Origin of the sequence: Amycolatopsis lurida (assembly GCF_900105055.1) — a bacterium.
Classification (GTDB): domain Bacteria; phylum Actinomycetota; class Actinomycetes; order Mycobacteriales; family Pseudonocardiaceae; genus Amycolatopsis; species Amycolatopsis lurida.
Genome location: NZ_FNTA01000004.1, coordinates 2,778,425 through 2,803,235, shown reverse-complemented (window position 1 = coordinate 2,803,235; position 24,811 = coordinate 2,778,425). Strand labels below are relative to the sequence as shown.

The window sequence follows — 24,811 nt, the reverse complement described above, 5'->3', positions numbered from 1 at the left end:
ATGCCGATCCGGACCAACCGCGGGCGCACCGCGGTCTACCGCAGACTGTGGGGCTGGCCGTTGCGCTCGCCCCGCCACCTCGTCGGCACGCTGGTGATCCTCGCGGTCGTGCTCACCGCCTTGGGCATTCTGCTGCCCAAGGCCATCGGAAAACCGGGACCGACGGCCGCCGGGCCGGGTTCCTCGGCGACAGCCACCTCACGCCCCGGCGTCGCGGCGCCGGTGACCGTGACGTCGACGTTGCCGCCGAGGCTCACCAGCCAGCCACCGCCGTCTTCCGCGCCACCTGACCAGGACGGTATCCGGGTCGCCAAGAATTGGGTGACGGCATGGGCGAACCATCCAGACGGTACGACGACCGAGCAATGGCTGAGCGGCTTGAAGCCGTACACCACCGAGGAGTACCTCGCCGGGGAACTGACGACGGTGGACCCCGCGAACATCAAGGCGACCAGGGTGGCCGGGGAGCCGCAGGTCGTCTCCTCGCTCGCCGGGTCGATGGAAGTCGACGTACCCACGGACGGGCCCAGGGTCCGGGTCACCGTCGTCAAGACGAACCCGGGATGGCGGGTCACCAAGTTCACCCAAGCGGGCTGACCCGATGAAGATCGGGCTCATCGTCGGTGTGCTGATCACCGCGGTCTTCGCCGCGGTGGTCACCACGAGCACGGTCACCAAGGTGGTGACCGACCATGTGGAGGCGCAGTCGGGCGGGATCGTCAAGACCTCGTGCGACGCGTCGATCGGGCCGACCCTGCCGGGACAGACCGATCGCGGCTCTTCGGACATCAACAAGCTGGACGAAGAGCAGAAGGGGATCGTCGCGCTGATCATCTCGATCGGCAAGCAGCGGTCGCTGTCCCCGCGCGCGTGGCAGGTGGCGATCCAGGCCGGGATGACCGAGTCCAAGCTGCGGAACCTGACCTACGGCGACCGCGACTCGCTCGGCATCTTCCAGATGCGGCCGTCGATGGGCTGGGGCACCGTCGCCCAGGTCACCGACCCGCCGTACCAGGTCAACAAGTTCTACGACGTGCTGCTCGCGGTGCCGGACTGGGAGAACATGCGGCCCGGCGACGCCGCGCAGCGCGTCGAGCGCTCCGGCTTCCCCGACCGGTACCACAACTGGGAGCCGATGGCCGCGCTCCTCGTGCAGAACGAGGGCCAGATCGTCGACGTCGTCGGCTGCGGCACGAGCGTCGGCAGCGTGGTGCCGCCGAGTCAGGCGTCCGCGCAGGCCATCAAGTTCGCCCTCGCCGAGCAGGGAAAGCCGTACGTCTGGGGCGCCACCGGGCCGAACAGCTACGACTGTTCCGGGCTGATGCTGCGGGCCTACGAGTCGGCCGGGATCATCCTGCCGCGCGTTTCCCGCGACCAGTACAAGGCGGGCGCGATGCTGCCGGTGCGGCAGGCGCAACCGGGTGACCTGCTGTTCCTCGCCACCGTGCCGTCGAACCCGGCGACCATCCACCACGTGATGATGTACCTGGGCGACGGCAAGATCGTCGAAGCGCAGCAGACCGGGGTGCCGGTGCACATCCGCGACTTCTCCTTCGACGAGGCCGAAGTGGTCGCGCAGGCGGTCCGTCCTGGCGTTTAGCATGGTGAGCGCGTGGTATCGCGATCGCGGGACCATCGGATTCACCCGAAGTGGCGGCCTGTCCACCGGCACGCGGCCGCACACTGGCAGAGGATGAAGAACGTGGCACGGAAATTCGGAAGGCGAGGCAAGCCCGCGGCGGGAGGCGGCCCGGAGGTCGATCCCCGCGATCTTTTCGGTACCGCCCAGCCCGCGCGGCAGGCGGCGCGGCCGGCGTCGAGCACCCCGCTCGCCGACCAGCTGAACCAGGGCTGGCCGGGCGTCGATCCCGGTTACGTCGTGTTGCCGCGTTCGCTGGCCGAGGGGATGTCGCTGCCCTGGCAGCAGCAGATGGCCGCCCTGCTCGCCCAGTTCCACCAGGAGAACGCCCGGCTCGCCTGGCCGATCTACCGGGTCGTCCCGTCGCGCTACGAAAAGCTCGTCGATCTCGACGAGGAGCAGCTGGCGGAGGCCGGCTACCTGGTCGAGATGGACACCGAGGGCGAGATGGTCTACCGCGAGCGCAGCGGACGGAAGGTCGAAGACCCGGCGAACACCACGGTGCTCGTCTCCTGCCTCGATCCGATCCCGAAGCCGGCGCAGCGTCCGGCGCCCCCGGCGCCTTCGCAGACCGCGCCGCCCGCGACCGGGCAGCCGCCGCGCGCTCCGGCGCCGATGAACATCGGGCCCGCGCCGGTGTGGCGTACGGTCGCGCCGCCTCCGGGACCGCCCGCGCCGCCGCTGCCAGGCAATCAGGGGATTGCTCCTCAGGCGCCGGCCCCGCAGGCACCAGCGCCTCAGTCACCTGCGTCCCAGGCGCCCGCTCCTCAGGCGCCCGCGCCTCAGGCACCGTTGGCCCAGCCGCCGGTGTCCCAGCCGCCGCTGCCTCAGCCCACCCGGACACAATCCTCGCCCGGGAACCACACGCCGCCGCCTCCGCCGGTGAGCGCGCCTCCCGCCACCCCGGAGGCCCCGGCCACAGCCGCGCCGTCGCAGGCCGAACCGGAGCCGCCCGTGACGCCGCCGTCGTCCGCGATGCCCTCGGCTCCTCCGTTGACGCAGCCGGTGTCGCCTCCGCCGGGAATCCCCGTGGCGCCCGAACCGGCGACCCCGCCGCGCGGCGTCCCGATGCACCGGGGCTGGTTCGACGAACTCGGCGAGAACGTGCCGGAAAGCTCGAAGGTCGACCCGCCCGAGGGCGGCGAGTTCGGCCCGACCGGCGATCCCACGGAGATCCCCTACCGCTATCGCAAGTGATGACAGGACGTCCGGGTGATGTCAGGCTTGACGTATGTCGAGCGACCCGAACCCGGATCAGGGCTGGTACTTCAACACCAAGACGAACCAGGTCGAGCACCTGGAACGAGGCCGGAGCATCGACCTCCTCGGCCCGTACCCGGACGAGGCGACGGCCAGGCGCGCCCTGGAGATCGCCAAGGAACGCACCAGGCAGGCCGACGCCGAAGACGCCAAGTGGAACGGCGACTGATCGCTGGTCCGTGAAGGCCTCCTTGAGGGACCCAGAGTCCCTCAAGGAGGCCTTCACGGACTTTCGGCGAGGGACTCAGGCGTCCTGAGCGGCCAACGCCGGCCCCAGCACGAACTCCGGGTCCACCTGCGCGGTGAGGTCTTCCCCGGCCCGCCCACTGCCCCAAGCCCGCGCGTTGCGAAGGTGGAACTCGACGCCTTGCCGCTGGTAGCGCGCCCAATCGCGCTGCTCGCCGTCGACGGTCGCGAGCATCGAGTCCAGCGTCGTGAGGTTGTGCGCCTCGAGTTCGCCGATCGGGCGTGCGCGGCCGCGTTCGGCGGCGCGGACGTGCCGCGAGTTCTCCATCCAGCCCAGCAGGGCGTCGCCGACCTCTTCGCGCAGGAACTCGATGTCCTCGTCCTCGGTCACCTTGTTGCCCACGACGACCAGCCGCACGCCGAAGTCCCGTGCGTAGTCGGCGTACTGCCGGTACACACCGACGCTGCGCACGGTCGGCTCGCATACCAGGAACGTCACGTCGAACCGCGTGAACAGCCCGGACGCGAACGCGTCGGCGCCGGCGGTCATGTCCATGACCACGTATTCGCCCGCGTCGTCGATCATGTGGTTCAGCAGGAGCTCCGCCGCGCCGACCTTCGAGTGATAGCAGGCGACGCCGAGGTCGTCCTCGTCGAACTGCCCGGTGACGCCGAGCCGCACACCGCCGAATTCGCGGAAGCAGGCCTGGAAGATCGGGTTGTCCTCGAACGGCCGGACCAGCCGCGACCCGCGCCCCGGCGGCGTCGTCTTGATCATCGAGGCGGCGTCCGCGATCCGCGGGTTGTCGCCGCGCAGGTACTCCTTGATCAGGCCCATGTTGTCGCCCAGCGTCGGCCACGCGATGGCCTCTTCCTCGCTCGCGCCGAGCGCGACGGCGAGGTGCTGGTTGATGTCCGCGTCGATCGCCAGAACCGGTTTCCCGCCGCCGGCCAGGTACGCGGTGAACAGCGACGCCAGCGTGGTCTTCCCGCTGCCGCCCTTCCCGACGAACGCGATCTTCACGCCACGGCCCTTCCTGTCGTTTTGAAAAGGGTATCGGTTTTCATTTCGGTCGGTAACGTACACCCGACCGGCCCGCACCCGAACGGGCGATCAACGGCGCCGGATCGGGATAGGGTTGGGTGGTGCCTCCACTCGTGATCAGGACACACGCGGCAGGAGGGGACTTCGGTCACCTTCGAGCCGAGTTCTCGCTGCCGGAGTCGTTCGGGCCCGACGTGCTCGCCGAGGCGGAGGCGGCGGTCGTCGACCCGCTCGAATCGGCGGGGGAACGTGAGGACGCCACCGGTCTGCCCTTCGTCACCATCGATCCGCCCGGTGCCAAGGACCTCGACCAGGCGGTTCTGGTCGAACGCGTCGCGGGCGGCGGGTTCCGGGTCCACTACGCGATCGCCGACCTGGCCGCGTTCATCCCGCCGGGTGGCGCGCTCGACAAAGAGGCGCGTCGGCGCGGGCAGACGCTCTATCTGCCCGACGGGAACGTCCCGCTCCATCCGCCGGTGTTGTCCGAGGGTGCGGCGAGCCTGCTGCCGGGGGAGACCCGGCCCGCGGTGCTGTGGACGATCGACGTCGACGCGAGCGGTGAGCCGACGGCGACCAACGTCCGCCGGGCGCTGGTCCGGTCCACCGAACAGTTCGACTACGAGACCGTCCAGGCGGCGATCGACGCGGGTGACCCGCATCCCTCGGTCGCCGCGCTTCCGGAGCTGGGCCGTCTGCGCCGCGAACTCGCGATCCGCCGCGGCGCGGTGGAGCTGCAGCTGCCGGAGCAGGAGATCAGCGGCGATCCCGACGGCGGCTGGGCGCTGATCCAGCGCCCGCGCAACGACGTCGACGCGTGGAACGCCGAGATCTCGCTGCTCACCGGCATGGCCGCGGCGAAGATCATGATCCGCGCCGGGATCGGGGTTCTGCGCACGCTGCCCCAGCCCGACGCCGAAGCGATCGAATGGCTGCGCCGGTCCGCGCAGGCGCTGAACATCGACTGGCCCGAGGGCAAGAGCGTGTCGGAGTTCCTGGCCGCGCTCGACCCCGGCCAGCCCGCGTCCATGGCGCTTTTCGCCGACACCACCAGGCTTCTGCGCGGCGCCGGATACACCGCCTTCGACGGCGAACTGCCCGCCTTGACCACGCACGCCGGGATCGGCGGCGCGTATGCCCACGTCACCGCGCCGATCCGGCGGCTGGTCGACCGGTTCGCCACCGAGATCTGTCTCGCCGTAAGCGCGGGCCGGGAAGTGCCGGAGTGGGTTCGCGCGGCGCTTTCGGAGGTGCCGGAGCAGATGACCGCGTCCGACACCCTGGCGGCGAAGGTCGAACGCGCCTGCATCGACCAGGTCGAGGCGTGGGTCATGGCCGAGCACATCGGTGAGGAGTTCGACGCGATCGTGCTGCGGGCCGACGAGACCAAGTCGGAGATCCTGATCGAGAATCCGCCGGTGATGGGCAAGTGCGCGGGCGAGAAGCCGCCGGAAGGCGAGCGGATCCGCGTCCGGCTCACGGCGGTGGACGTCGACAAGCGGAAACTGTCCTTCGAGCGCGCATGATCGACGATCTCGGCGAAGTCGTCCCGCTGCGCGAACCGGCGTCGCGCGTGGTGTCGCTCGTGCCGTCGCTCACCGAGGCCGTCGAGGTGAGCGCGCCGGGACGGCTCGCGGGCGCCACGGACTACTGCACCCATCCGTTCGATCTGGACGTCCCGCGGGTGGGCGGCTCGAAGTACCCGAACGTGGACAGGGTGCTCGAACTCGAGCCGGATCTGGTGCTGGCCAACTCCGAGGAGAACCGGCCGGAAGACGTGGAACGCCTACGTGCCAACGGGATCCCGGTCTGGGTGATGGAGGCGTCGGCGACCGTGCCCGGCGCGCTCGCGTCGATCCGGCGGATCCTGACGCAGGCCTACGACCTCGCCGAACCGGAGTGGCTGGTCGAGGCGGAGGAGATCTGGCGGGAGACGTTGCCGGAGCGGTTCCGCGCGGTCGTGCCGGTCTGGCGGAAGCCGTGGATCGTGCTCGGCAGGGACACCTTCGGCGGCGACGTCCTGCATCGCGTCGGGATCGGCAACGTCTACGCGGACCACGAAGAACGCTACCCGCGCCCGAAGCTCGACGAGCTCCAAGCGCGCTTCGCGGACGGAGACGCGAACCTGCTGGTGCTGCCCGACGAGCCTTACGAGTTCACCGCGGACGACGGCCCCGAAGCGTTCCCCGGCGCGAAGCACGTCCTGGTCTCCGGCCGCTACTTGACCTGGTACGGCCCTTCGCTCGTCGACGCGCACGCCCACCTCACGCATTTAGTCCTCTGAATGCGGTAGAGCGCATCCAGAGGACTAAATGCGGGCAGGTCAGAGGGTGAGACCGGTCAGGACGGTGACGCGTTCCTCGGTGAAGTCCGCCATCGCCGACGCGGGGCCCTCGCGGCCGACGCCGGAGTCCTTCACCCCGCCGTAGGGCATCTGGTCGGCCCGGAAGCTCGGCACGTCGCCGACGAGCACACCGCCGACACGCAGCTTCGCGGACACGTCGAACGCCGTCGGCAGGTCGCGCGTGAACACGCCCGCCTGCAGGCCGAAGCGCGAGTCGTTGATCCGGCGCACCCCGTCCTCCACCGACTCCACGCGCGTGATCGACACGACCGGCCCGAAGACCTCGTCGGCCATCACCGACGCGTCCTCCGGCACGTTCGCGAGCACCGTCGGCTCGACGGTGGCGCCGTCACGCTTGCCGCCGGTCAGTAGTTCGCCGCCCGCCTCGACGGCCGCCGTGATCCACGACTCCACCCGGGAAGCGGCGTCGGTGTTGATCAGCGGTCCGACGTCCACGCCGTCCGTTCGCGGGTTGCCGGTCCCGAGCGCGCGCACCTGCTCCAGCACCTTCGCCCGGAGCTCGTCGTAGACGTCGGCGTGTGCGTACACACGCTGCACCGAGATGCACGACTGCCCGGCCTGGTACATCGCGAACGTCGCGATCCGCTGCGCCGCGAAGTCCAGATCCGTCCAATCAGGACAGACGAGCACCGCCGCGTTGCCGCCGAGTTCGAGCGCGACGTGCTTGCGCGGCACGCTGTCCCGGATACCCCAGCCCACCGGCACGGAACCGGTGAACGACACGACCGGCAGCCGCGGGTCCGAAACCAACTTGGCCGATTCCTCGTTGCTCACCGGGAGGATCGACCAGCTCCCGGCCGGCAGATCGGTCTCGGCGAGGATCTCACCGAGCAGCAGCGCGGTCAGCGGCGTCGCGGGCGCGGGCTTGAGCACGATCGGCGCGCCGACCGCGATCGCAGGCGCGACCTTGTGCGCCACCAAGTTCAGCGGGAAGTTGAACGGCGTGATGCCCAGCACCGGACCCTTCGGCACCCGGCGCACGAGTGCGAGCCGTCCGGTGCCGCCCGGGTCGGTGTCGAGACGCTGCAGGTCGCCGGAGAACCGGCGGGCCTCCTCGGCGGCCCAGCGGAACGTCGACGCCGCGCGCCCGACTTCGCCGCGCGCCCATTTGAGCGGCTTGCCCGACTCGGCGGTGATCAGCTGCGCCAGCTCTTCGGACCGTTCACCCAAAACTCGGGACACGTGGTCCAACGCGCCCGCCCGGACGTGCGCGGGCAGCGTCGCGAACTCGTCCTGGACGTCGTGCGCCGCCTGCACGGCGGTCTCGATGTCCGAAGTGGACGGAACGTGGTGCGAGCCCGCCTCGCTTTCGTCGAAGGAGTGACGGACGACGACGGTCTCGTCGCTGGTGACCGGTTTCCCGGCTACCCAGAAAGGAAATGTGGTCACTTGGCGGCCTCCGTACGGACAGCGTGCTCGAGAACGGTCAAGCCCTCATCGAGCAGTTCGGTGGACAGGGACAGCGGCGGCAGCAGGCGGACGACGTTGCCGTAGGTGCCGCAGGTGAGGACGACGACGCCGGCTTGGTGGCAGGCCTGTGCGATCCGCTTGGTCAGGTCCGCGTCGGGTTCGGTGGTGCCGGGCTTCACGAACTCGGCGGCCAGCATCGCGCCTCGGCCGCGGACGTCACCGATCACGCCGGTCTCCTCGGCCAGCGCCCGCAGCCGCGGCAGCACTGTGCTCTCGATGCGCTTCGCCGACGCCGCGAGGTTCTCCTGGCGCATGACCTCGATCGAGCCGAGCGCCGCGGCGCACGCGATCGGGTTACCGCCGTAGGTTCCGCCGAGCCCGCCCGGGCCGACGGCGTCGAGCAGTTCCGCGCGGCCGGTGACGGCGGCGAGCGGCAGCCCGCCCGCGATGCCCTTGGCGGTGGCGATCAGGTCGGGGACGACGTCTTCGTGCGTGGACGCGAACCACTCGCCGGTGCGGCAGAAGCCGGTCTGCACCTCGTCAGCGACGAACACGACGCCGTTTTCGGTGCACCAGCGGGAAAGCGCGGGCAGGAAACCGGGGGCGGGCTCGATGAACCCGCCCTCACCCTGCACCGGTTCGAGCACTACGGCCGCGACCTGGTCGCCACCGATCTGCTTCTCGATGCGGTCGATGGCGATCCGCGCCGCCTCGGGACCGGACAGCCCGTCGCGATACGGGTACGAGCCGGGAACGCGGTAGACCTCGGGCGCGAACGGGCCGAAACCGTGCTTGTAGGGGATGGACTTCGCGGTCAGCGCCATCGTCAGGTTCGTGCGGCCGTGGTAGGCGTGGTCGAAGACGACGACGGCCTGTCGCCCGGTCGCCGCGCGGGCGATCTTCACCGCGTTCTCGACGGCTTCGGCGCCGGAGTTGAACAGCACGGAACGCTTCTCATGGGTGCCCGGCGTCAGCTTGTCGAGTGCTTCGCACACCTCGACGTACCCCTCGTACGGCGTGACCATGAAACACGTGTGCGTGAACCGGCCCACCTGCTCACGGACGCGGTCCACGACGGCGGGCACTGCGTGGCCGACGTTGGTCACCGCGATACCGGAACCGAAGTCGATCAGGACGTTGCCGTCGGCGTCGGTGAGCAGGCCACCCTCGGCCGAGGTGACGTAGACGGGCAGCACCGAACTCACGCCCGCGGCGACGACGGCGGCGCGTCGCTCCTGCAGGGCGCGCGAGGCGGGGCCGGGGATCTCGGTGCGCAGCCTGCGCTGGGTTTCGGTGGTGACGGTCACGGCCAGACTCCTGCGGACGCGAGGGACGGGGTCGCCCTCCAGGATGGGAGCCCGCCCGGCCCGCGTCAGCTCGACATCTTGTCGATATCGAGGCGTAGAGTTGGACAACATGGCACTGACCCTCGCCGCACTGGTGGCCGAGCGCCCGCTCGGCCTGCGGGTGCGCGCGGCCGAGACGGGGCTCGAGCGGGCGATCGGCTGGGTGCACCCCACCGAACTGACCGATCCGCAGGCCTTCCTCGAAGGTGGCGAACTGCTGCTGACCACCGGTCTCGCCCTCGATGAGACCACGTCCCCCGGGTACATACGGCGGCTCGTCGACGCCGGCGTGGCGGGGCTCGGTTTCGGAGTCGGGCTCAGCCACGAGAGCATTCCTCAGTCGCTTGTGGACACCGCGGACGAGGTCGGGCTGCCGGTGCTCGAAGTGCCGAGGAAGACACCGTTCATCGCGATCACGCGGGCGGTCTCCCGCGCGGTCGCCGCCGACGAATACGCCTCGCTCGTGCGCACCGGCAAGGGCCAGCAGGAGCTGACCAGGACGGCCGTCGGCAAGGGCGGGCCCGGTGGCGTGGTGCGCAAACTGGCGAAACTGGTCGACGGCTGGGTGCTCCTGCTCGACTCGTCCGGTGCGGTCACTGAGGCTTCGCCTTCCGCGAGACCCTTCGCCGACGGACTCCAGGATGACTTCGCGCGGCTGCGCGCGGGCACGCTGGTGACGGTGGCGGGGGAGTACGAGGTCGTCCTGCAGACGCTCGACACCCGTGCCCGGGGCGTGCTCGCCGTCGGCTCCCGTGAGCCGCTCGATGCCGCGGGCCAGCACATCGTCAATACCGCGGTGTCGTTGCTTTCCCTTGCCCTGGAACAGAACCGTGAGCACGTGGACGCCGTGCGGCGGCTGCGGTCAGGGCTGTGTGACCTGCTTGCCGCGGGGCAAACCGAACTCGCCACGCGCACGATGAAGTCGCTCTGGGGCGGTGTGCCGGAAGCGCCGTGGTCCGTGCTTGCCGTCGCCGGTCCCGCCACCGCCCGCCGCTCGCTCGCCGACGCGCTCGACGCGGAAGTGGCCGGAGACAAGGCGTTCTTCGGCGAGTCCGGGGCGTTCGTGATCGCGCTCGGCGACGTGGAGACCGTCGCCCGGCAGGCTTCCCGGATCGGCGGGCTGCACGCCGGGCTGTCCGATCTGGTTTCCACAGTGGACTTCCCGACGGGGCTCCGGCAGGCGAAACAGGCGGCGGAAGCGGCGAAGGCCGAGCGTTCGCCGTTGGTCCGGTTCGCCGAACACGCCGGGCGCGGCTTCCTGGAGATGGTCGATTCCCAAGCGGCGCAAGCGTTTTCGGACAGTCTGCTGGCGCCGCTGCGGCACCATGACGAGACCGGCCGTGGCGAGCTCGTCGCGTCGCTGACCTGCTGGCTCCAACACCACGGCCACTGGGATCTGGCGTCCGCGCGGCTCGGCGTCCACCGGCACACCTTGCGCAACCGTATGCGCAAGGTCGCCGAACTGACCGGCCGTGATCTCGATTCCCCCGGGGTGCGCGCCGAATTCTGGCTCGCGTTGCAGGTCAGCGGGGGCTGAAGGACGCTTTCCCCGCATGCGACGCGGTGAAGGGCGCTTTTCCCACATCTGATGCGGGTATGGCGTCCTTCAGCGCTCGGACCTGACCAGGGCGATCGGCGAGTCTCCGCAGCGTCGCAGGTGCGTGCCGGTCTCCGTCGTGACCGGCTCCGCACCGGCGGACCACCAGGCCGGGACGTCGACGTCGCGGACCAGCGATCCGGTCGCCTGGCGCGCGTTGTTCGACACGATCACGCGGCCCTGCGCGTTGACCAGCGCCGCGCGGCCGCCGAGCGCGCGCAGTTTCAGCTGCAGCAGGCGCTCGACCTCGCGCACGTAGATGTCCGCGCCGACGACCCCCGCGAACTCTCCGTCGCGCTGGACGGGAACCGTGAAGGTCAGCGTGTACTCGTCGGTGCAGAGGTAGTCGACGTACGGGCCGTTGATATGGCGGCGGCCGGTGTCACGCGGGACGGTGAACCACGATTGCCTGGTGTAGTCCAGGAAGTTCTCGCTGCCCGGATCGAGGCTGATGACCAGTTGCGCCGGCTCGGCGTCCCCGGTCTCGGTCCACCATTCGAAGCCGAATTCCTGATCGGCCAGCGCGTTCGGCGCACTGATGAACCCGGCGCCGACGACCAGGCCGCCGAGGACGTCGAAGACCTGCGGCCGGAGGCGGGGCAGGTCTTCGGCGGTGGCATCGGTGGAGGCGGCCAGGAGCCCCTCGGCGCCGGCCAGCAGCGGCTTGAGCCGGCCGAAGACGTCCTCGACCAGGGTGGATACCTGTTCGACGACCTCGGAACCGGCGGACGGTGTGTCGTTCACGATGCTCACCTCGGATGCGCGGATGCCGCAGCTTAAGGGGCCAGAAGGTCTAAATGCACGTCCGCCAGCCGGTCTATCGCTTCGAGGATGTGCTCCTCGGTGAGCTTTCTGGCCAGCTCGCCGTCTCCCTGCGCGATGGCGGCGGCGATCGCGCGGTGTTCGGCGTAGGCGTTCTCACGGGTGCCGTGCGGCTCGAGCGGCAGCCACAGCAAACCGCCTCGTTCGCTCTGCAACTGCACTTCTTCCCTGGTCAGCCGTGGCGATTGGGCGGCCGCGGCGACTTCGAGATGGAACTGGCGCTCGGCGCGCGACGCCTCCGCGCCGGTGGCCGTGCGGATGTCCTCGGTCGCCAGTTCGAGCCGCTCGATGTCCTCGGGCGAACTCCGCTCGGCGGCGAGTTTGGCCGCGGCGCCCGCGATGGCGAGGTAGTGATCGCCGACGTCGCGAAGCTCGGACAGCGAAACCGTGCGAAGGCGCTCTCGCCACGAAGCGGCCGAAGGGTTGGCAGGCGTCTTCACGAAGCTTCCGCCGCCTCGGCCGCGTCGCGTCTCGACAAGGCCCTGCTGTCGCAAGGCCACGAGCGCTTCGCGGACCGTCACGGTGGAGACGCCGAACTGGGCGGCCAGCTCGGCTTCGCTCGGCAGCTGCTCCGAGTCGGCCAGCAGCCCGAGAGTGATGGCGTCGACCAGCCGCGCGGTGACCGCTTCCGCCCGGCCGATCTGGTCGAGCGGAGCGAACATCGCTGATCGCGCGCTGTGCGACATCCCCTTACGCATGGTGGCCCTTCGCCCGTACCGCTACCCGATGGAAGCAATCTTGCCCCATCGTCTTGTCATTTAACATATGGACTTATATGTTTTAGCGACCTTGCCGCCCCACAAGGGAGCAAGGGACCTTTGCTATCGCCTCACGCCCCCAGGCCCAGTAGCCAGGAGCTCTCGTGCAGCAGTTGAAGCACTTCATCGGCGGTGAGTACACCGGATCCGCGTCGGGCCAGGTCGCCGACGTCGTCGATCCCGTCACCGGCCGCCCGTATCGCACCGCCGCCGTCGCCGGCCCCGAAGACGTCGACCGCGCGCTCCAGGTCGCGGCCGCCGCCTTCGAAACCTGGCGCGACACCACGCCCGCGCAGCGCCAGCTCGCGCTGCTGAAGATCGCGGACGCCGTCGAAGCCCGCGCGGAAGAGATCGTGCTCGTCGAATCGGCGGACACCGGCAAGCCGGTCGCGCTCACCGCGGCCGAAGAACTGCCGATGATCGTCGACCAGTTGCGGTTCTTCGCGGGGGCCGCGCGTGTCCTCGAAGGACGGTCGGCGGGCGAGTACATGGAAGGGCATACCTCTTTCGTCCGCCGAGAACCGATCGGCGTGTGCGCGCAGGTTACGCCGTGGAACTATCCGCTCCTCATGGCGGTCTGGAAGATCGCGCCCGCCCTCGCCGCGGGGAACACCGTGGTGCTCAAACCGGCCGACACGACGCCTGCGTCGACCCTGCTCTTCGCCGAAATCTGTGCCGAATTCCTGCCGCCCGGCGTGCTCAACGTGATCTGCGGAGACCGCGACACCGGGCGAGCGCTCGTCGAGCACGAGATCCCCGCGATGGTGTCCATCACCGGCTCCGTGCGGGCTGGGATCGAGGTTGCCGCTTCGGCCGCGAAGGACGTGAAGCGCGTACACCTGGAGCTCGGCGGTAAAGCGCCCGTAGTGGTCTTCGCGGACGCCGACATCGAAGCGGCCGCTGAGGGCATCGCCGCCGCGGGGTACTTCAACGCGGGCCAAGACTGTACGGCTGCGACGCGTGTCCTGGTCGCCGACGAAGTCCACGACACGTTCGTCGCCGCGCTCGCCCGGCAGGCGCGGGCGACCACCACCGGCAAACCCGACGACACATCGGTCACCTACGGCCCCCTCAACAACGCCGCGCAACTCGAACGGGTCGCCGGGTTCGTCGATCGGCTGCCCGAGCATGCGGTGGTCCACTGTGGAGGTAAGCGGCAGGGGGACGAGGGTTACTTCTACGAACCGACGGTGATCTCCGGTGTCCGGCAGGACGACGAGATCAGCCAGACGGAGGTCTTCGGCCCGGTCATCACCGTGCAGCGTTTCGAGACCGAGGCCGAAGCGCTCGCCGCGGCCAACGGCGTCGAGTACGCGCTCGCGTCATCGGTGTGGACCACCGACCACCAGCGCGCGATGCGCCTGGCCCGAGAGCTCGACTTCGGCTGCGTGTGGATCAACACGCATATCCCGCTGGTCGCCGAAATGCCGCACGGCGGCTTCAAGAAGTCCGGCTATGGCAAGGACCTCTCGCTCTACGGCCTCGAGGACTACACCCGCGTCAAGCACGTGATGAGCGCGCTGTGACGACCACCGAAAGGCATGCCATGCCGCAACAAGCGCCCACCGCCTCGGCCGCGGGGGAGCAAGGGACCTTTGCTATCACTTCCGCAGGTGGAGGCGACATTCCGGCCATCCGGCTGCGCGGGTTGCGCAAGGAGTTCGGCCAGGTCCACGCGGTCGACGGCGTCGACCTCGACATCCCGCCCGGCGAGTTCTTCTCGATGCTCGGCCCGTCCGGCTCGGGCAAGACGACCGTGCTCCGCATGATCGCCGGCTTCGAGCTCCCGACGGCGGGCACGATCGAACTGCACGGCCGCGACGTCAGCCGTCTCGCGCCCTTCGACCGCGACGTCAACACCGTCTTCCAGGACTACGCGCTCTTCCCGCACATGACCGTGCAACAGAACGTCGAGTACGGCCTCCGGGTGAAGCGCGTCCCCCGCGCGGAGCGACGTCAGCGCGCGAAGGAGGCTCTCGACACCGTCCGGCTCGGTGATTTCGGCGAGCGCAAACCCGACCAGCTCTCCGGCGGCCAGCGGCAGCGCGTCGCGCTCGCCAGGGCACTGGTCAACCGGCCGAAGGTGCTCCTGCTCGACGAGCCACTCGGCGCCCTCGACCTGAAGCTGCGCCACACCATGCAGACCGAGCTGAAACAGATCCAGCGCGACGTCGGCATCACCTTCATCTTCGTCACCCACGACCAGGACGAGGCGTTGACGATGAGCGACCGCATCGCGGTGTTCAACGCCGGCCGGATCGAACAGGTCGGCTCACCGGTCGAGGTCTACGAGCGGCCCGCGTCGGCGTTCGTCGCCGGTTTCGTCGGGACCTCGAACCTGCTCAGTGGCGGCGGCGCCGAGAACATCATCGGCAAACCCGGTGTGTTCAGCATCCGCCCCGAAAAGATCCGCATCGACGCCGATCTCTCGAAGACCGCGGAGGTCGGCGAGACCAGTGCCACCGGCACTGTCACCAACACCGTCTACGCCGGCGCGACCGTGCGCTACGAGGTCACCCTCGACGCCGGCGGCCAGCTCTCCGTGGTCCGGCAGAACACCGCCGAACCCGCGGACTTCGAGGGCGGCCGTGTCCGCCTGAGCTGGCGGCACGAACACAGCTTCCGCGTCCCCGAAGCCGGTTAGTTCTCCCCTGTACCGAAAGGTTGTTCAATGAAGAACAGGAAACTCGCGCTCGCCGGCCTGCTCGGCGCCGGCCTGCTCGTGGCCGCCTGCGGAACCTCCGGATCCAGCTCGACCGCGGCCGCGCCCGGCGGACAGGGCTTCACCCCGCCGAAGCTCGACGCGCTCGCGCAGCTCGGCCAGCCGGAAGGCCAGGTCAACGTGCTGGCCTGGCCCGGCTACGCGGAGAACGGCTCCAACGACCCGGCCGTCGACTGGGTCACCGGCTTCGAGAAGGAGACCGGCTGCAAGGTCAATGTCAAGGCGTTCGGCACCTCCGACGAGGCCGTGAGCCTGATGAAGACCGGACAGTACGACGTCATCTCCGCCTCCGGTGACGCTTCGCTGCGGCTTATCGCGTCCGGAGACGTCGAACCGGTGAACACCGCACTCGTGCCGAACTACGCCGACGTCTTCGACTTCCTCAAGAACCGCCCGTGGAACAGCGTGAACAACGTGTCCTACGGCGTGCCGCACGGCTGGGGCGCGAACCTGCTCACCTGGCGCACCGACAAGGTGACCCCGGCGCCGACGTCGTGGTCGGTCATGTTCGACGCGAACAGCCCGTACAAGGGCAAGATCACCGCCTACGACTCGCCGATCTACATCGCCGACGCGGCGCTGTACCTGCAGACGCACAAACCCGAACTCGGCATCAAGAACCCGTACGCCTTGGACGACAAGCAGTTCCAGGCCGCCGTCGACCTGCTCAAGCAACAGCGCCCGATGGTGGCGGAGTACTGGTCGGACTACCTGAAGGAGAGCCAGGCGCTCAAGAGCGGCGACGCCGTCGTCGGCACCGCGTGGCAGGTGACGGTGAACCTGACCAAGAGCGAGGGCGCGCCGGTCGAGTCCGTGCTTCCGTCCGAAGGCGCGACCGGCTGGTCGGACACCTGGATGGTGTCGGCGAAGTCGCCGCACAAGACGTGCTCCTACAAGTGGCTGAACCACATCGTCAGCCCGAAGGCCAACGCGCAGGTCGCCGAGTACTTCGGTGAATCGCCTTCGAACCCCAAGGCGTGCGCCGAAACCAAGAACAAGGCGCATTGCGAGACCTTCCACGCCGGTGACGCCGCGTACGCCTCGAAGATCCAGTACTGGACGACGCCGATCGCGCAGTGCCTCGACGGCCGCACCGACGTCAAGTGCAAGGACTACGGCGAGTGGACCCGCGCCTGGACCGAGATCAAGGGCTGACCTCCCGAACTCCGGGAGCGGACGGTGGTGCCCCCCAACGCCGTCCGCTCCCGGTCCCATCCCTCACCTGGTGGAGACGATGACGACCACCCTCGATTCGCCGAGGCGGAGAACCTCCGCCCTCCTGTACCGCAAACCCCGGCTGCGACTGGGAATCCTGCTCTCCGCGCCGATGCTGTGGCTCGGCCTCGCCTACCTCGGCGCGCTGGCCGCGTTGTTCGTGACCGCGTTCTGGAGCACCGACGTCTTCACCGGCCAGGTCGTGACCGAGTGGTCACTGAACAACTTCGCCACCCTCTTCAGTGACGCGGTGTACCGCACGATCACCCTCCGGACGGTCGGGATCGCCGCGCTCGTCACGGTGGTCACCGCGATCATCGCCTTCCCGATGGCGTTCTACATGGCCAAATTCGCCTCACCGAGGGCGCGGCGCCTCCTGGTCATCGCCGTCATGACGCCGTTGTGGGCGAGCTACCTGGTGAAGGCCTACGCGTGGCGGACCATGTTGTCCGGCAACGGGGTGCTGCACTGGCTGCTGAACCCGTTCGGCCTCGACACCCCCGGCTACGGCGTGCTCGCGACGGTGATCACGCTGTCGTACCTCTGGCTGCCGTACATGATCCTGCCGATCTACGCGGGCCTGGAGCGGCTGCCGAACTCCTTGGTGGACGCCTCGGGCGACCTCGGTGCCCGGCCGTTCCGGACGTTCCGCTCGGTCGTGCTGCCGGTGACCTTCCCGGCCGTCGTCGCCGGCTCGATCTTCACGTTCTCGTTGTCGCTGGGCGACTACATCGCGGTGAAGATCGTCGGCGGCACGTCGCAGATGCTCGGCAACGTCGTCTACGACAACATCGGCGCGGCCAACAACCTGCCGTTCGCGGCGACCGTCGCGACCGTACCCGTGGTGATCATGCTCGCCTACCTCGCCGCCGTGCGCCGCACGGGCGCGCTGGACAACCTGTAGGAGCGCGCGATGCGGCTTTCCCGGACGACCAAATACCTTCTGCTGGCGGCGCTGGTGCTCGGCCTCGCGGTGATCTACTTCCCGCTGCTGGTGGTGCTGCTCAATTCCTTCAACGCCGACACCACCTTCGGCTGGCCGCCGTCGAGCTTCACCCTCGAATGGTGGGGCCGGGCCGCGGAGAACCAGGGCGCGCTGAACGCGCTGTGGACGAGTGTCCAAGCAGGACTCGCGGCCACCGCGATCGCCTTGGTACTCGGCACAATGGCGGCTTTCGCGCTGCAGAAGTACCGCTTCTTCGGCCGCAACCAGGTGTCGCTGCTGATCATCCTGCCGATCGCGCTGCCCGGTATCGTCACCGGTATCGCGCTGAACAACGCCTTCCGCACGATCCTCGGCATCGATCTCGGCCTGTTCACCGCGATCGTCGCGCACGCGACGTTCTGCATCGTGGTGGTGTTCAACAACGTCGTCGCGCGCCTGCGGCGGATGGGCGGCAACCTCGAAGAGGCGTCGATGGACCTCGGCGCCGACGGGCTCACGACGTTCCGGCTGGTGACCTTCCCGATGCTGCGCTCGGCGCTGCTGGCAGGCGGCCTGCTGGCGTTCGCCCTGTCGTTCGACGAAATCATCGTCACGACGTTCACCCTCGGGACCGGGTTGGAGACCCTGCCGATCTGGATCCTGAACAACCTCTTCCGGCCGAACCAGGCACCGATCGTCAATGTCGTGGCCGCCGTGCTGATCCTGGCTTCGACCGTTCCGGTCTATCTGGCGCAACGGCTTTCCGGAGACACGACTTCGGGCGGCCGGTTGTAGCCGGTCCTAGCGAAAGGAATCCGTCGCCTCCCGGAGCGCGGCCAGCATCCCGGGATCCGTCACAGCGTGCCCGGCCGCCTCCACCAGCTCCAGTTTCGAATCCGGCCACGCTCGGTGCAGCTCATAAGCCGTCGTCGGCGGGCATACCGCGTCGTAGCGACCCTGCACGATCACGCCAGGGATCCCGGTCAGCTTCCCGGCTTCCCGGATCAGCTGTCCTTCCTCAAGCCACGCACCATGGCAGAAGTAGTGCAGCGCCAGCCGGGCGAACGTGACCGCGAAGTCCGGCGACGCGTACTGGTTGCGGAAGGCCGGGTCGGGACGCAGGCAGACGATCGCGCCTTCCCAAACGCTCCACGCGATGGCGGCACGCTCCCGGATCGCCCGATCGGGGTGGTAGACGAGCTCGCGGTACGCCGAAAGCGGGTCGTCACGGCGGTCCTCGGGGATCGGGGCGAGGAACGCTTCCCACTCCCGGGGGAAGAGGTTCGCGGCGCCGCCGTTGTAGATCCAGTCGAGTTCGCTGCGGCGGACGGTGAAGACGCCGCGCAGGATGATCTCGCTGACACGGCTCGGGTGGGCTTCGGCGTAGGCGAGGGCGAGGGTCACGCCCCACGAACCGCCGAAGAGCTGCCACTGGTCGAGATTCAGCCGTTCGCGCAGCTTTTCCATATCCGACACGAGATGCCAGAGGGTGTTGGCCGAGAGGTCGACGTCCGGCGTGCCGATGTGCGGAGTGCTGCGGCCGGCGCCGCGCTGGTCGAACAGGATGATCCGGTAAGCGTCGGGGTCGAAATGCCGCCGCGCCATCGAAGAGATACCGCTACCAGGGCCTCCGTGCAGGACGACCACCGGTTTGCCGTCCGGGTTCCCGGCTTCCTGGCAGTAGATCCGGTGCCCGTCGCCGACGTCGAGCATGCCCTCGGCGCGCACGTGGATCGGCGGGTACAGGTCGTCCATAAGGACACTCTGCCCGAATCGGCGAGTGTCCGAAGGGTGGGGGCCCGCCCCCGCCGCCGGGCTGAGCGGGCCCCCGGTCTTCGGTCGCGTCAGCAGCCCGCCGTGGCGGGCACGTTCGCGAATCCGTTCCCGGCACCGGTCACCTTGTTGCTCGCGCAGACCTTGTTCCCCGTCGCGGCCTTCACGAGATAGAAGCCGTACGCGTAGGAGGACCGCACATCCGCGGTGTTGCCGGAGAAGGTGTTGCCGCGGCCCCAGCCGTCGAGCTGGACATGGACCTCGAAGCCGCCGTAATTCGCGTCGTGCACGAAGACCTTGCTGCCTCGGTTGTCCGCGACCACGTAGTTGTTGCCCTTCATGTCCACCCAGCTGTCGGCGAAGTGCTCACCGCTCTGCCCGGTCCCGTCGAAGACGTTGCCGCGCAGCTCGCCGCCGGTGGTGCCTTCCTTGATGTCGATCGACTCGGCTCGCACGTTCGGGCCGATCTTGTTGTTCAGCGCCTTGTTGCGGTCGCTCCGGTCGGGCGTGCCGCCGGGCCAGTTGCCCTTCGCGGAACCGAAGTAGATGCCTTCGCCGTAGCCCGCATATTCGCGGCCGGTGTCGGTCACCTCGGAGTTCTTCACGACGTTGTCGGTGCTCGTGTACTGGAAATGGATGCCTTCGTGGCCGACGCCGGTGACCTTGATGCCGTCGACGACGGTGTTCTTGACGCCTGTCGCCATCAGGCCCTTCTGGCCACCGGTGAGGGTGAAGCCGGTCAGGTTCCAGTAGCTGCCCGTCAGTTCCAGCGTGCGCCCGGCCGAGGCCTTGATGACCGCGCTTCGCGGACCCTTCAGGGTGATACGGCTGCTGGACGTGCCGCTCTTCGCCGCCTTGAAGTTGCCCGCGAAGGTCGTGTCGGCCGCAAGTTCGATGACGGTACCCGGGGTGACCGAAGCGAGCGCCGCCGTTAGCTGCTCCGAAGTCCCTACGCGGACCGTCGCGGCCTCAGCTGGGTACGCCGCCAGCGTGGACAGCAGGGCGGCGCCGGTCGCAAGGGCCAGAACCCGCTCACGAACACGCATCCGTGGTCCTCCTCGTCGAGGGATCGAAGCTCGGTCGTGGCGGCGACGGCTAGACGTTAAGCCTCTTTACGAACGTGCGTCAAGGACATGATTGAAGTTCATGTACGTGAACAACTAAAGGAGGGTCGGCGTGCAAGGCCCACCCGAACAGAAAGCAAGGGACCTTTGCTACCGCGCTCCCCGGTGGGAGTGGTAGCAAAGGTCCCTTGCTCTCTTTTGGCAGGTCAGGGGTGGGTCAGTCCTGGAACGAGTGCTCCGGTGCCGGGAACTCGCCTCGCCGGACGTCCTCCGCGAACGCCGTCGCGGCCCCCGCCAGCACGCCGGCGAGGTCGGCGTACTTCTTCACGAAGCGAGGGGTCCTGCCGCGTCGAAGCCCGGCCATGTCCTGCCAGACGAGCACCTGCGCGTCGCAGTCCGGTCCGGCGCCGATGCCGACGGTCGGGATCTTCAATTCGTGCGTGATCCGCTTCGCGGCTTCGGCCGGCACCATCTCCATGACCACCGCGAAGGCGCCAGCCTCCTCCAGGGCGAGCGCGTCGGCGAGCAGCGCTTCGGCCGCTTCGCCGCGTCCCTGGACTCGATAGCCGCCCAGATTGTGTTCACTCTGCGGGGTGAATCCGATATGTCCCATCACGGGGACGCCGGCCGACGTCAGCGCCTCGACGTGCGGAGCGAATTTCCGGCCGCCTTCGAGTTTCACCGCGTGCGCGCGGCCTTCCTTCATGAACCGCACCGAGGTTTCCAGCGCCTGCTGCGGGGAGAGCTGATACGAGCCGAACGGCAGATCGGCCACGACCAGCGCTCGCTTCACCGATCGGGTCACCGCGCGGACCAGCGGAAGCAGTTCCTCGACGGTCACCGGAAGCGAAGTGTCGTAACCGAAGACGTTGTTCGACGCGGAATCCCCGACCAGCAGCACGGGAATGCCCACTTCGTCGAACAGCGCGGCGGTGTACATGTCGTAGGCGGTGAGCATCGGCCAGGTTTCGCCGCGCTCTTTCATGTCGCGAAGGTGATGTACGCGGACCTTCTTCCCAGATGAGGCCTGGGGCGCCGCGCCGGTCCCGTACGGAGCCGCGAGCTCGCCGGAATCCTTTTCGGTGGCAGACATCCTTGTCGACCGTCCTTCCCTCGAGGCCTCGAAGAGGTCCCCGGGTCGTGGAGCTGAACAGGCCAAGCGTGACATGCCGATATGGCCGTCCCAAGGCCCTGCGACCAGCTTCACACAGCGCCGTCACACCCGCGAATGAGGAAATTCAGACCAGAGGATGATGATCGTTGACAACCACACGGGGTTGTGTGACGTCAAGTAAGTACAGCTGTCGATCTCCTGTGTGTACCGCGAAGGACCAGAATGGCAAACCCAGTGAGCCGAGTCGCGCCGTGGAAGGCGAGGGCGGGCGGGATCGTCGCCACCCTCGTGCAGCTCGCGGCCGTGTTCTCGGTGATCCTCCTGCTCGCCGGCGGTGTGAAGGGGCCGGTGCTCAGGACGGGTGACATCGCCTTCTCGGCCTTGAGCATCCCGACGAACGCGAGCCTCGTGATCGTCCTCCTTCTCGTCGTCCTCGGCGCCGCGCTCCGCCGCCGCAAACGCGCCGCGCTTTACACGCTGCTGCTGTTCCAGGTCGGTGGACTGGCGGTGACGCTGGCGTTCCAGGCCGCGCTGCTGTGGTGGCCCGAGCTGCTGAAACTCGGTCCGTGGCAGGTCCGGCACATTCCGCATCAGGTGTGGGTGCTGGCCATCGCCGACCTGATCTCCCTCGGCATGATCGCGTTCCTGTGGATTCTGCGTCCGGCGTTCCCGGCCAGGCTCGCCCCCGGCGCGTGGCGCGATGGACTCACCGTCCTGTTCGGCGGCTTGGCCGCGGTCATCCTCGTCGGCTGGGGCTTGAGTGAAGCCTTTCCCGGTCGTCTCGCCGACACTTGGGCGCGCTTCGCCTGGGTCGTCAACCACACGACCGGCGAGAACATCCAGCTGCGCCGGGTCGGCATCGGCGAAGGGCCCGCTTGGCTCGATCTCGTGCTCGACCTCAGCGCGACGGCCGTCGCGACGGCCGCGTTGTACACGCTCTTCCGCGGCGTGCGGAGCCGTCGCTTGAGGACGGACGAGGAAGAACTGCGCGTTCGCCGCCTTCTTGCCGAACACGGCGAAGACGACTCTCTGGGCTATTTCGCCACTAGGCGCGAGAAGAGCGTCGTCTTTTCGCCTAACGGCCGCGCCGCCGTGGCCTACCGCGTGCTCGCGGGCACCAGCGTCGCGAGCGCGGACCCCATCGGCGATCCCGACGCCTGGCCCGACGCCGTCCGCGCCTGGCTCAACGAAGCGCGCACCTACGGCTGGACGCCTGGCGTGCTCGGCGCGAGTGAACATGGCGCGAAGGTCTACGCCGACGCGGGCCTGCGTGCGCTGGAAATAGGTGACGAAGCCGTCCTCGACGTCCGCGACTTCAGCCTCGCGGGACCGGAACGGCGCTCGGTCCGCCAAGCGGTCAAACGGATCGAACGGGCCGGATACACCACGAAAGTCCGGCGGCACAGCGAAATCCCGGCCGACGAAATGGCCGAGCTCCTGCTGCACGCACAGCAGTGGCGCGGAGCGGAAACCGAGCGCGGGTTCTCGATGGCGCTCGGCAGGCTCGGTGATCCGAGCGATGGCCGCAGCGTGATGGTGGAGGCGTACGACGCCAAGGGCGAGCTTCGCGGCATGCTGTCGTTCGTGCCCTGGGGCCGTCGCGGCCTGTCCCTCGACCTCATGCGGCGCGACCGCGACGCCGAAAACGGGCTCAACGAGTACATGGTCGCGGAGGTCGTCGCGGCGAGCTCGCACCTTGGCGCGCAACGGATTTCACTGAACTTCGCGATGTTCCGCGCGGTTTTCTCCGAGGGGGAGCGGATCGGCGCGGGCCCGGTGCTGCGCGCCTGGCGCGGCGTCCTCAGCATGGCGTCGCGGTTCTTCCAGCTGGAGTCGCTCTATCGGTCCAACGCCAAGTACGGCCCGGAGTGGGAGCCTCGTTTCCTGTGCTATTCCTCGGCTCGACGGCTGCCGCGGGTCGGCATCGTCGCCGGCGCGCTCGAAGGATTCGTCCCGACAGGACGGTCGGGACGAGCGCTGAAACTGGAGACCGTCACCGACGAATTCGTCGCCGAGGTGCACCGCATCGAAGCGAACGCCGCCACTCCCGCGCCGAAACAGGTGCGGCGCCCCGATCAGGTCCGGGTGCGGATGGCGAAGCTGGATCGCTTGCGGGAAGCCGGGATCGATCCCTACCCGGTCGGCTTCGCCCGAGAGGATCTGCTCGGCGACGTCGTCTCGAAGTTCGGTGACCTGAGTCCGGACACCCAGACCGGTCATCGGGTCCGGGTCGCGGGCCGGGTGCTCGCGATACGAAACCTCGGCGGACTGTGCTTCGCCCGGGTCAAGGATTTCAGTGGTGAGATCCAGCTGATGCTCGACGCCTCCGTGCTCGACCCAGGCGGCTGGCGGCGAGGCGTCGACCTCGGCGACCACGTCGGCGTGAGCGGGCAGGTAGTGACGTCGCGGCGCGGTGAGCTTTCCGTGCTCGTCGAAGAATGGACCGTTACGGCGAAGAGCCTGCATCCGTTGCCGGACAAGCGAAAGGGCCTCACCGACCCGGAGACCCGCGTGCGGCAGCGTTACCTCGACCTGGCCGTGAACCCGGATTCGACGGCGATGCTGCGGATGCGCTCGACCGTGGTGCGTGCCGTGCGGGAACGGCTGCACCAGGGGGACTACCTTGAAGTCGAGACGCCGATGCTGCAAACGGTCCACGGCGGCGCCAACGCTCGCCCGTTCATCACGCACATCAACGCCTACGACATGCGGATGTACCTGCGGATCGCCCCCGAGCTGTACCTGAAGCGGTTGTGCGTGGCCGGCGTCGAGCGCGTTTTCGAGCTGAACCGGAACTTCCGCAACGAAGGCGTCGACGCGACGCACAACCCCGAATTCACCATGCTGGAGGCGTACCAGGCGTACGCCGACTACAACACGATGCGGACGCTGACGCGGGAACTCGTGCAGTGCGCCGCGGAAGCCGCGTACGGCGCGCAGGTCGTTCGCCGTCCGGGGCCGGACGGGACGGTCGTCGAGTACGACATCTCCGGCGACTGGCCGGTGATCCCGGTGCATGAAGCCGTCTCGGCTGCGCTCGGGGAAAAAGTCGACGCGAGCACCTCCGTCCCCGAACTCCAGCGGCTGTGCCGCGCGGCGGGAGTGCCGGTGAACGAGGAGGCCGGGCACGGCGATCTCGTGCTGAAGGCCCACGAGCACCTGGTCGAAGGCGCGACCATGCTGCCGACCTTCTACACGGACTACCCGACCGACGTCTCGCCGCTGACCCGGCAACATCGAGTGGACCCGCGGCTGGCCGAGCGCTGGGACCTGATCGCGTTCGGCTCCGAAGTCGGCACGGCCTACACCGAGCTGACCGACCCGCTCGAACAACGGCGGCGGCTGGAGGCACAGTCGCTGCGCGCGGCGAGCGGGGACGTCGAGGCGATGGAGCTGGACGAGGACTTCCTGCTCGCGCTCGAACACGGCATGCCGCCGACCGGTGGGCTCGGCATCGGCGTCGACCGGCTGCTGATGATGCTGACCGGGGCGTCGATCCGGCAGACGGTGCTGTTCCCGTTCGTCCGGCCGCAGGGGTAGCGGGGGAGCAAGGGACCTTTGCTCTCACTTCTC

At 68.8% G+C, this 24,811-nt stretch carries 21 protein-coding genes; 13 read left to right on the top strand and 8 right to left on the bottom strand.

Annotated elements, in window-relative coordinates; all coding sequences use genetic code 11:
- The 4 genes from BLW75_RS17940 to BLW75_RS17925 all read left to right on the top strand — a co-directional run bounded on the left by BLW75_RS17940 (position 1) and on the right by BLW75_RS17925 (position 3,068).
- On the top strand, positions 1-597 hold the full coding sequence (locus BLW75_RS17940; RefSeq protein ID WP_034313099.1) for a hypothetical protein: 597 nt from the start codon (positions 1-3) through the stop codon (positions 595-597).
- A gap of 4 nt (positions 598-601) precedes the next feature.
- Positions 602-1,600, top strand: coding sequence for a C40 family peptidase (locus BLW75_RS17935; RefSeq protein WP_034313096.1), 999 nt, complete (start codon positions 602-604; stop codon positions 1,598-1,600).
- A 102-nt stretch (positions 1,601-1,702) separates the two neighbouring features.
- On the top strand, positions 1,703-2,836 hold the full coding sequence (locus tag BLW75_RS17930) for a superantigen-like protein SSL4 (protein ID WP_034313095.1): 1,134 nt from the start codon (positions 1,703-1,705) through the stop codon (positions 2,834-2,836).
- Between the two features lie 34 nt (positions 2,837-2,870).
- Positions 2,871-3,068: a hypothetical protein gene (locus BLW75_RS17925; RefSeq protein WP_016331585.1), complete on the top strand. Its 198-nt coding sequence runs from the start codon at positions 2,871-2,873 to the stop codon at positions 3,066-3,068.
- Between the two features lie 75 nt (positions 3,069-3,143).
- Here BLW75_RS17925 and BLW75_RS17920 read toward each other — a convergent pair whose 3' ends face one another.
- Positions 3,144-4,109 (bottom strand): ATP-binding protein, encoded by a 966-nt coding sequence (locus BLW75_RS17920; protein ID WP_034313090.1) that lies wholly within the window; start codon positions 4,107-4,109, stop codon positions 3,144-3,146.
- A 134-nt stretch (positions 4,110-4,243) separates the two neighbouring features.
- On the opposite strand from BLW75_RS17920, the gene BLW75_RS17915 reads away from it, so the two are divergent.
- Entirely contained in the window at positions 4,244-5,653 is a 1,410-nt protein-coding gene (locus BLW75_RS17915) for a ribonuclease R family protein (RefSeq protein ID WP_034313368.1), read from the top strand.
- Positions 5,650-6,411: a helical backbone metal receptor gene (locus BLW75_RS17910; protein WP_034313088.1), complete on the top strand. Its 762-nt coding sequence runs from the start codon at positions 5,650-5,652 to the stop codon at positions 6,409-6,411. Before BLW75_RS17915 ends, BLW75_RS17910 begins: the two co-directional genes overlap by 4 nt.
- Positions 6,412-6,450: 39 nt before the next feature.
- Here BLW75_RS17910 and BLW75_RS17905 read toward each other — a convergent pair whose 3' ends face one another.
- Positions 6,451-7,881, bottom strand: a complete 1,431-nt coding sequence (locus BLW75_RS17905) for an aldehyde dehydrogenase family protein (protein WP_034313087.1) — start codon at positions 7,879-7,881, stop codon at positions 6,451-6,453.
- Positions 7,878-9,209: a 4-aminobutyrate--2-oxoglutarate transaminase gene (gabT, locus tag BLW75_RS17900; RefSeq protein WP_167373502.1), complete on the bottom strand. Its 1,332-nt coding sequence runs from the start codon at positions 9,207-9,209 to the stop codon at positions 7,878-7,880. Before gabT ends, BLW75_RS17905 begins: the two co-directional genes overlap by 4 nt.
- Before the next feature lie 109 nt (positions 9,210-9,318).
- On the opposite strand from gabT, the gene BLW75_RS17895 reads away from it, so the two are divergent.
- Positions 9,319-10,785 (top strand): PucR family transcriptional regulator, encoded by a 1,467-nt coding sequence (locus BLW75_RS17895; protein ID WP_034313084.1) that lies wholly within the window; start codon positions 9,319-9,321, stop codon positions 10,783-10,785.
- 69 nt (positions 10,786-10,854) lie between these two features.
- On the opposite strand, the gene BLW75_RS17890 is transcribed toward BLW75_RS17895, so the two are convergent.
- Complete coding sequence (locus BLW75_RS17890; protein ID WP_034313082.1) at positions 10,855-11,589, bottom strand: cache domain-containing protein; 735 nt, start codon at positions 11,587-11,589, stop codon at positions 10,855-10,857.
- Between the two features lie 32 nt (positions 11,590-11,621).
- A complete protein-coding gene (locus BLW75_RS17885) occupies positions 11,622-12,365 on the bottom strand; it encodes a FadR/GntR family transcriptional regulator (protein WP_034313079.1) in 744 nt (247 codons plus the stop codon).
- Positions 12,366-12,529: 164 nt separating this feature from the next.
- Between BLW75_RS17885 and BLW75_RS17880 the strand changes: the two genes are divergently transcribed.
- The 5 genes from BLW75_RS17880 to BLW75_RS17860 all read left to right on the top strand — a co-directional run bounded on the left by BLW75_RS17880 (position 12,530) and on the right by BLW75_RS17860 (position 18,082).
- Complete coding sequence (locus BLW75_RS17880) at positions 12,530-13,951, top strand: gamma-aminobutyraldehyde dehydrogenase (RefSeq protein ID WP_034313076.1); 1,422 nt, start codon at positions 12,530-12,532, stop codon at positions 13,949-13,951.
- A 20-nt stretch (positions 13,952-13,971) separates the two neighbouring features.
- Positions 13,972-15,069: an ABC transporter ATP-binding protein gene (locus tag BLW75_RS17875; RefSeq protein ID WP_395766756.1), complete on the top strand. Its 1,098-nt coding sequence runs from the start codon at positions 13,972-13,974 to the stop codon at positions 15,067-15,069.
- 27 nt (positions 15,070-15,096) lie between these two features.
- Positions 15,097-16,302: an ABC transporter substrate-binding protein gene (locus BLW75_RS17870; protein ID WP_034313072.1), complete on the top strand. Its 1,206-nt coding sequence runs from the start codon at positions 15,097-15,099 to the stop codon at positions 16,300-16,302.
- A gap of 79 nt (positions 16,303-16,381) precedes the next feature.
- The gene (locus tag BLW75_RS17865) at positions 16,382-17,266 is read left to right on the top strand and encodes an ABC transporter permease (protein ID WP_034313070.1); all 885 of its coding nucleotides are present in this window, start codon (positions 16,382-16,384) and stop codon (positions 17,264-17,266) included.
- A gap of 9 nt (positions 17,267-17,275) precedes the next feature.
- Entirely contained in the window at positions 17,276-18,082 is an 807-nt protein-coding gene (locus tag BLW75_RS17860; protein WP_034313067.1) for an ABC transporter permease, read from the top strand.
- A 6-nt stretch (positions 18,083-18,088) separates the two neighbouring features.
- On the opposite strand, the gene pip is transcribed toward BLW75_RS17860, so the two are convergent.
- The 3 genes from pip to panB all read right to left on the bottom strand — a co-directional run bounded on the left by pip (position 18,089) and on the right by panB (position 21,217).
- Positions 18,089-19,042, bottom strand: a complete 954-nt coding sequence (gene pip, locus BLW75_RS17855; protein WP_034313066.1) for a prolyl aminopeptidase — start codon at positions 19,040-19,042, stop codon at positions 18,089-18,091.
- An 89-nt stretch (positions 19,043-19,131) separates the two neighbouring features.
- Entirely contained in the window at positions 19,132-20,106 is a 975-nt protein-coding gene (locus BLW75_RS17850) for a right-handed parallel beta-helix repeat-containing protein (RefSeq protein ID WP_034313064.1), read from the bottom strand.
- A 235-nt stretch (positions 20,107-20,341) separates the two neighbouring features.
- Positions 20,342-21,217, bottom strand: coding sequence for a 3-methyl-2-oxobutanoate hydroxymethyltransferase (gene panB, locus BLW75_RS17845; RefSeq protein ID WP_034313061.1), 876 nt, complete (start codon positions 21,215-21,217; stop codon positions 20,342-20,344).
- 243 nt (positions 21,218-21,460) lie between these two features.
- Between panB and lysX the strand changes: the two genes are divergently transcribed.
- On the top strand, positions 21,461-24,778 hold the full coding sequence (lysX, locus tag BLW75_RS17840) for a bifunctional lysylphosphatidylglycerol synthetase/lysine--tRNA ligase LysX (RefSeq protein ID WP_034313058.1): 3,318 nt from the start codon (positions 21,461-21,463) through the stop codon (positions 24,776-24,778).
- The last annotated feature ends 33 nt before the right edge of the window (positions 24,779-24,811 follow it).

Coding starts and splice junctions, on each gene's coding strand:
- lysX (WP_034313058.1), top strand. CDS start 21,461: ATGGCAAACCCAGTGAGCCGAGTCGCGCCGTGGAAGGCGAGGGCGGGC.
- BLW75_RS17925 (WP_016331585.1), top strand. CDS start 2,871: ATGTCGAGCGACCCGAACCCGGATCAGGGCTGGTACTTCAACACCAAG.
- BLW75_RS17870 (WP_034313072.1), top strand. CDS start 15,097: ATGAAGAACAGGAAACTCGCGCTCGCCGGCCTGCTCGGCGCCGGCCTG.
- BLW75_RS17865 (WP_034313070.1), top strand. CDS start 16,382: ATGACGACCACCCTCGATTCGCCGAGGCGGAGAACCTCCGCCCTCCTG.
- BLW75_RS17860 (WP_034313067.1), top strand. CDS start 17,276: ATGCGGCTTTCCCGGACGACCAAATACCTTCTGCTGGCGGCGCTGGTG.
- BLW75_RS17895 (WP_034313084.1), top strand. CDS start 9,319: ATGGCACTGACCCTCGCCGCACTGGTGGCCGAGCGCCCGCTCGGCCTG.
- BLW75_RS17875 (WP_395766756.1), top strand. CDS start 13,972: ATGCCGCAACAAGCGCCCACCGCCTCGGCCGCGGGGGAGCAAGGGACC.
- BLW75_RS17885 (WP_034313079.1), bottom strand. CDS start 12,365: ATGCGTAAGGGGATGTCGCACAGCGCGCGATCAGCGATGTTCGCTCCG.
- pip (WP_034313066.1), bottom strand. CDS start 19,042: ATGGACGACCTGTACCCGCCGATCCACGTGCGCGCCGAGGGCATGCTC.
- BLW75_RS17940 (WP_034313099.1), top strand. CDS start 1: ATGCCGATCCGGACCAACCGCGGGCGCACCGCGGTCTACCGCAGACTG.
- panB (WP_034313061.1), bottom strand. CDS start 21,217: ATGTCTGCCACCGAAAAGGATTCCGGCGAGCTCGCGGCTCCGTACGGG.
- BLW75_RS17910 (WP_034313088.1), top strand. CDS start 5,650: ATGATCGACGATCTCGGCGAAGTCGTCCCGCTGCGCGAACCGGCGTCG.
- BLW75_RS17935 (WP_034313096.1), top strand. CDS start 602: ATGAAGATCGGGCTCATCGTCGGTGTGCTGATCACCGCGGTCTTCGCC.
- BLW75_RS17850 (WP_034313064.1), bottom strand. CDS start 20,106: ATGCGTGTTCGTGAGCGGGTTCTGGCCCTTGCGACCGGCGCCGCCCTG.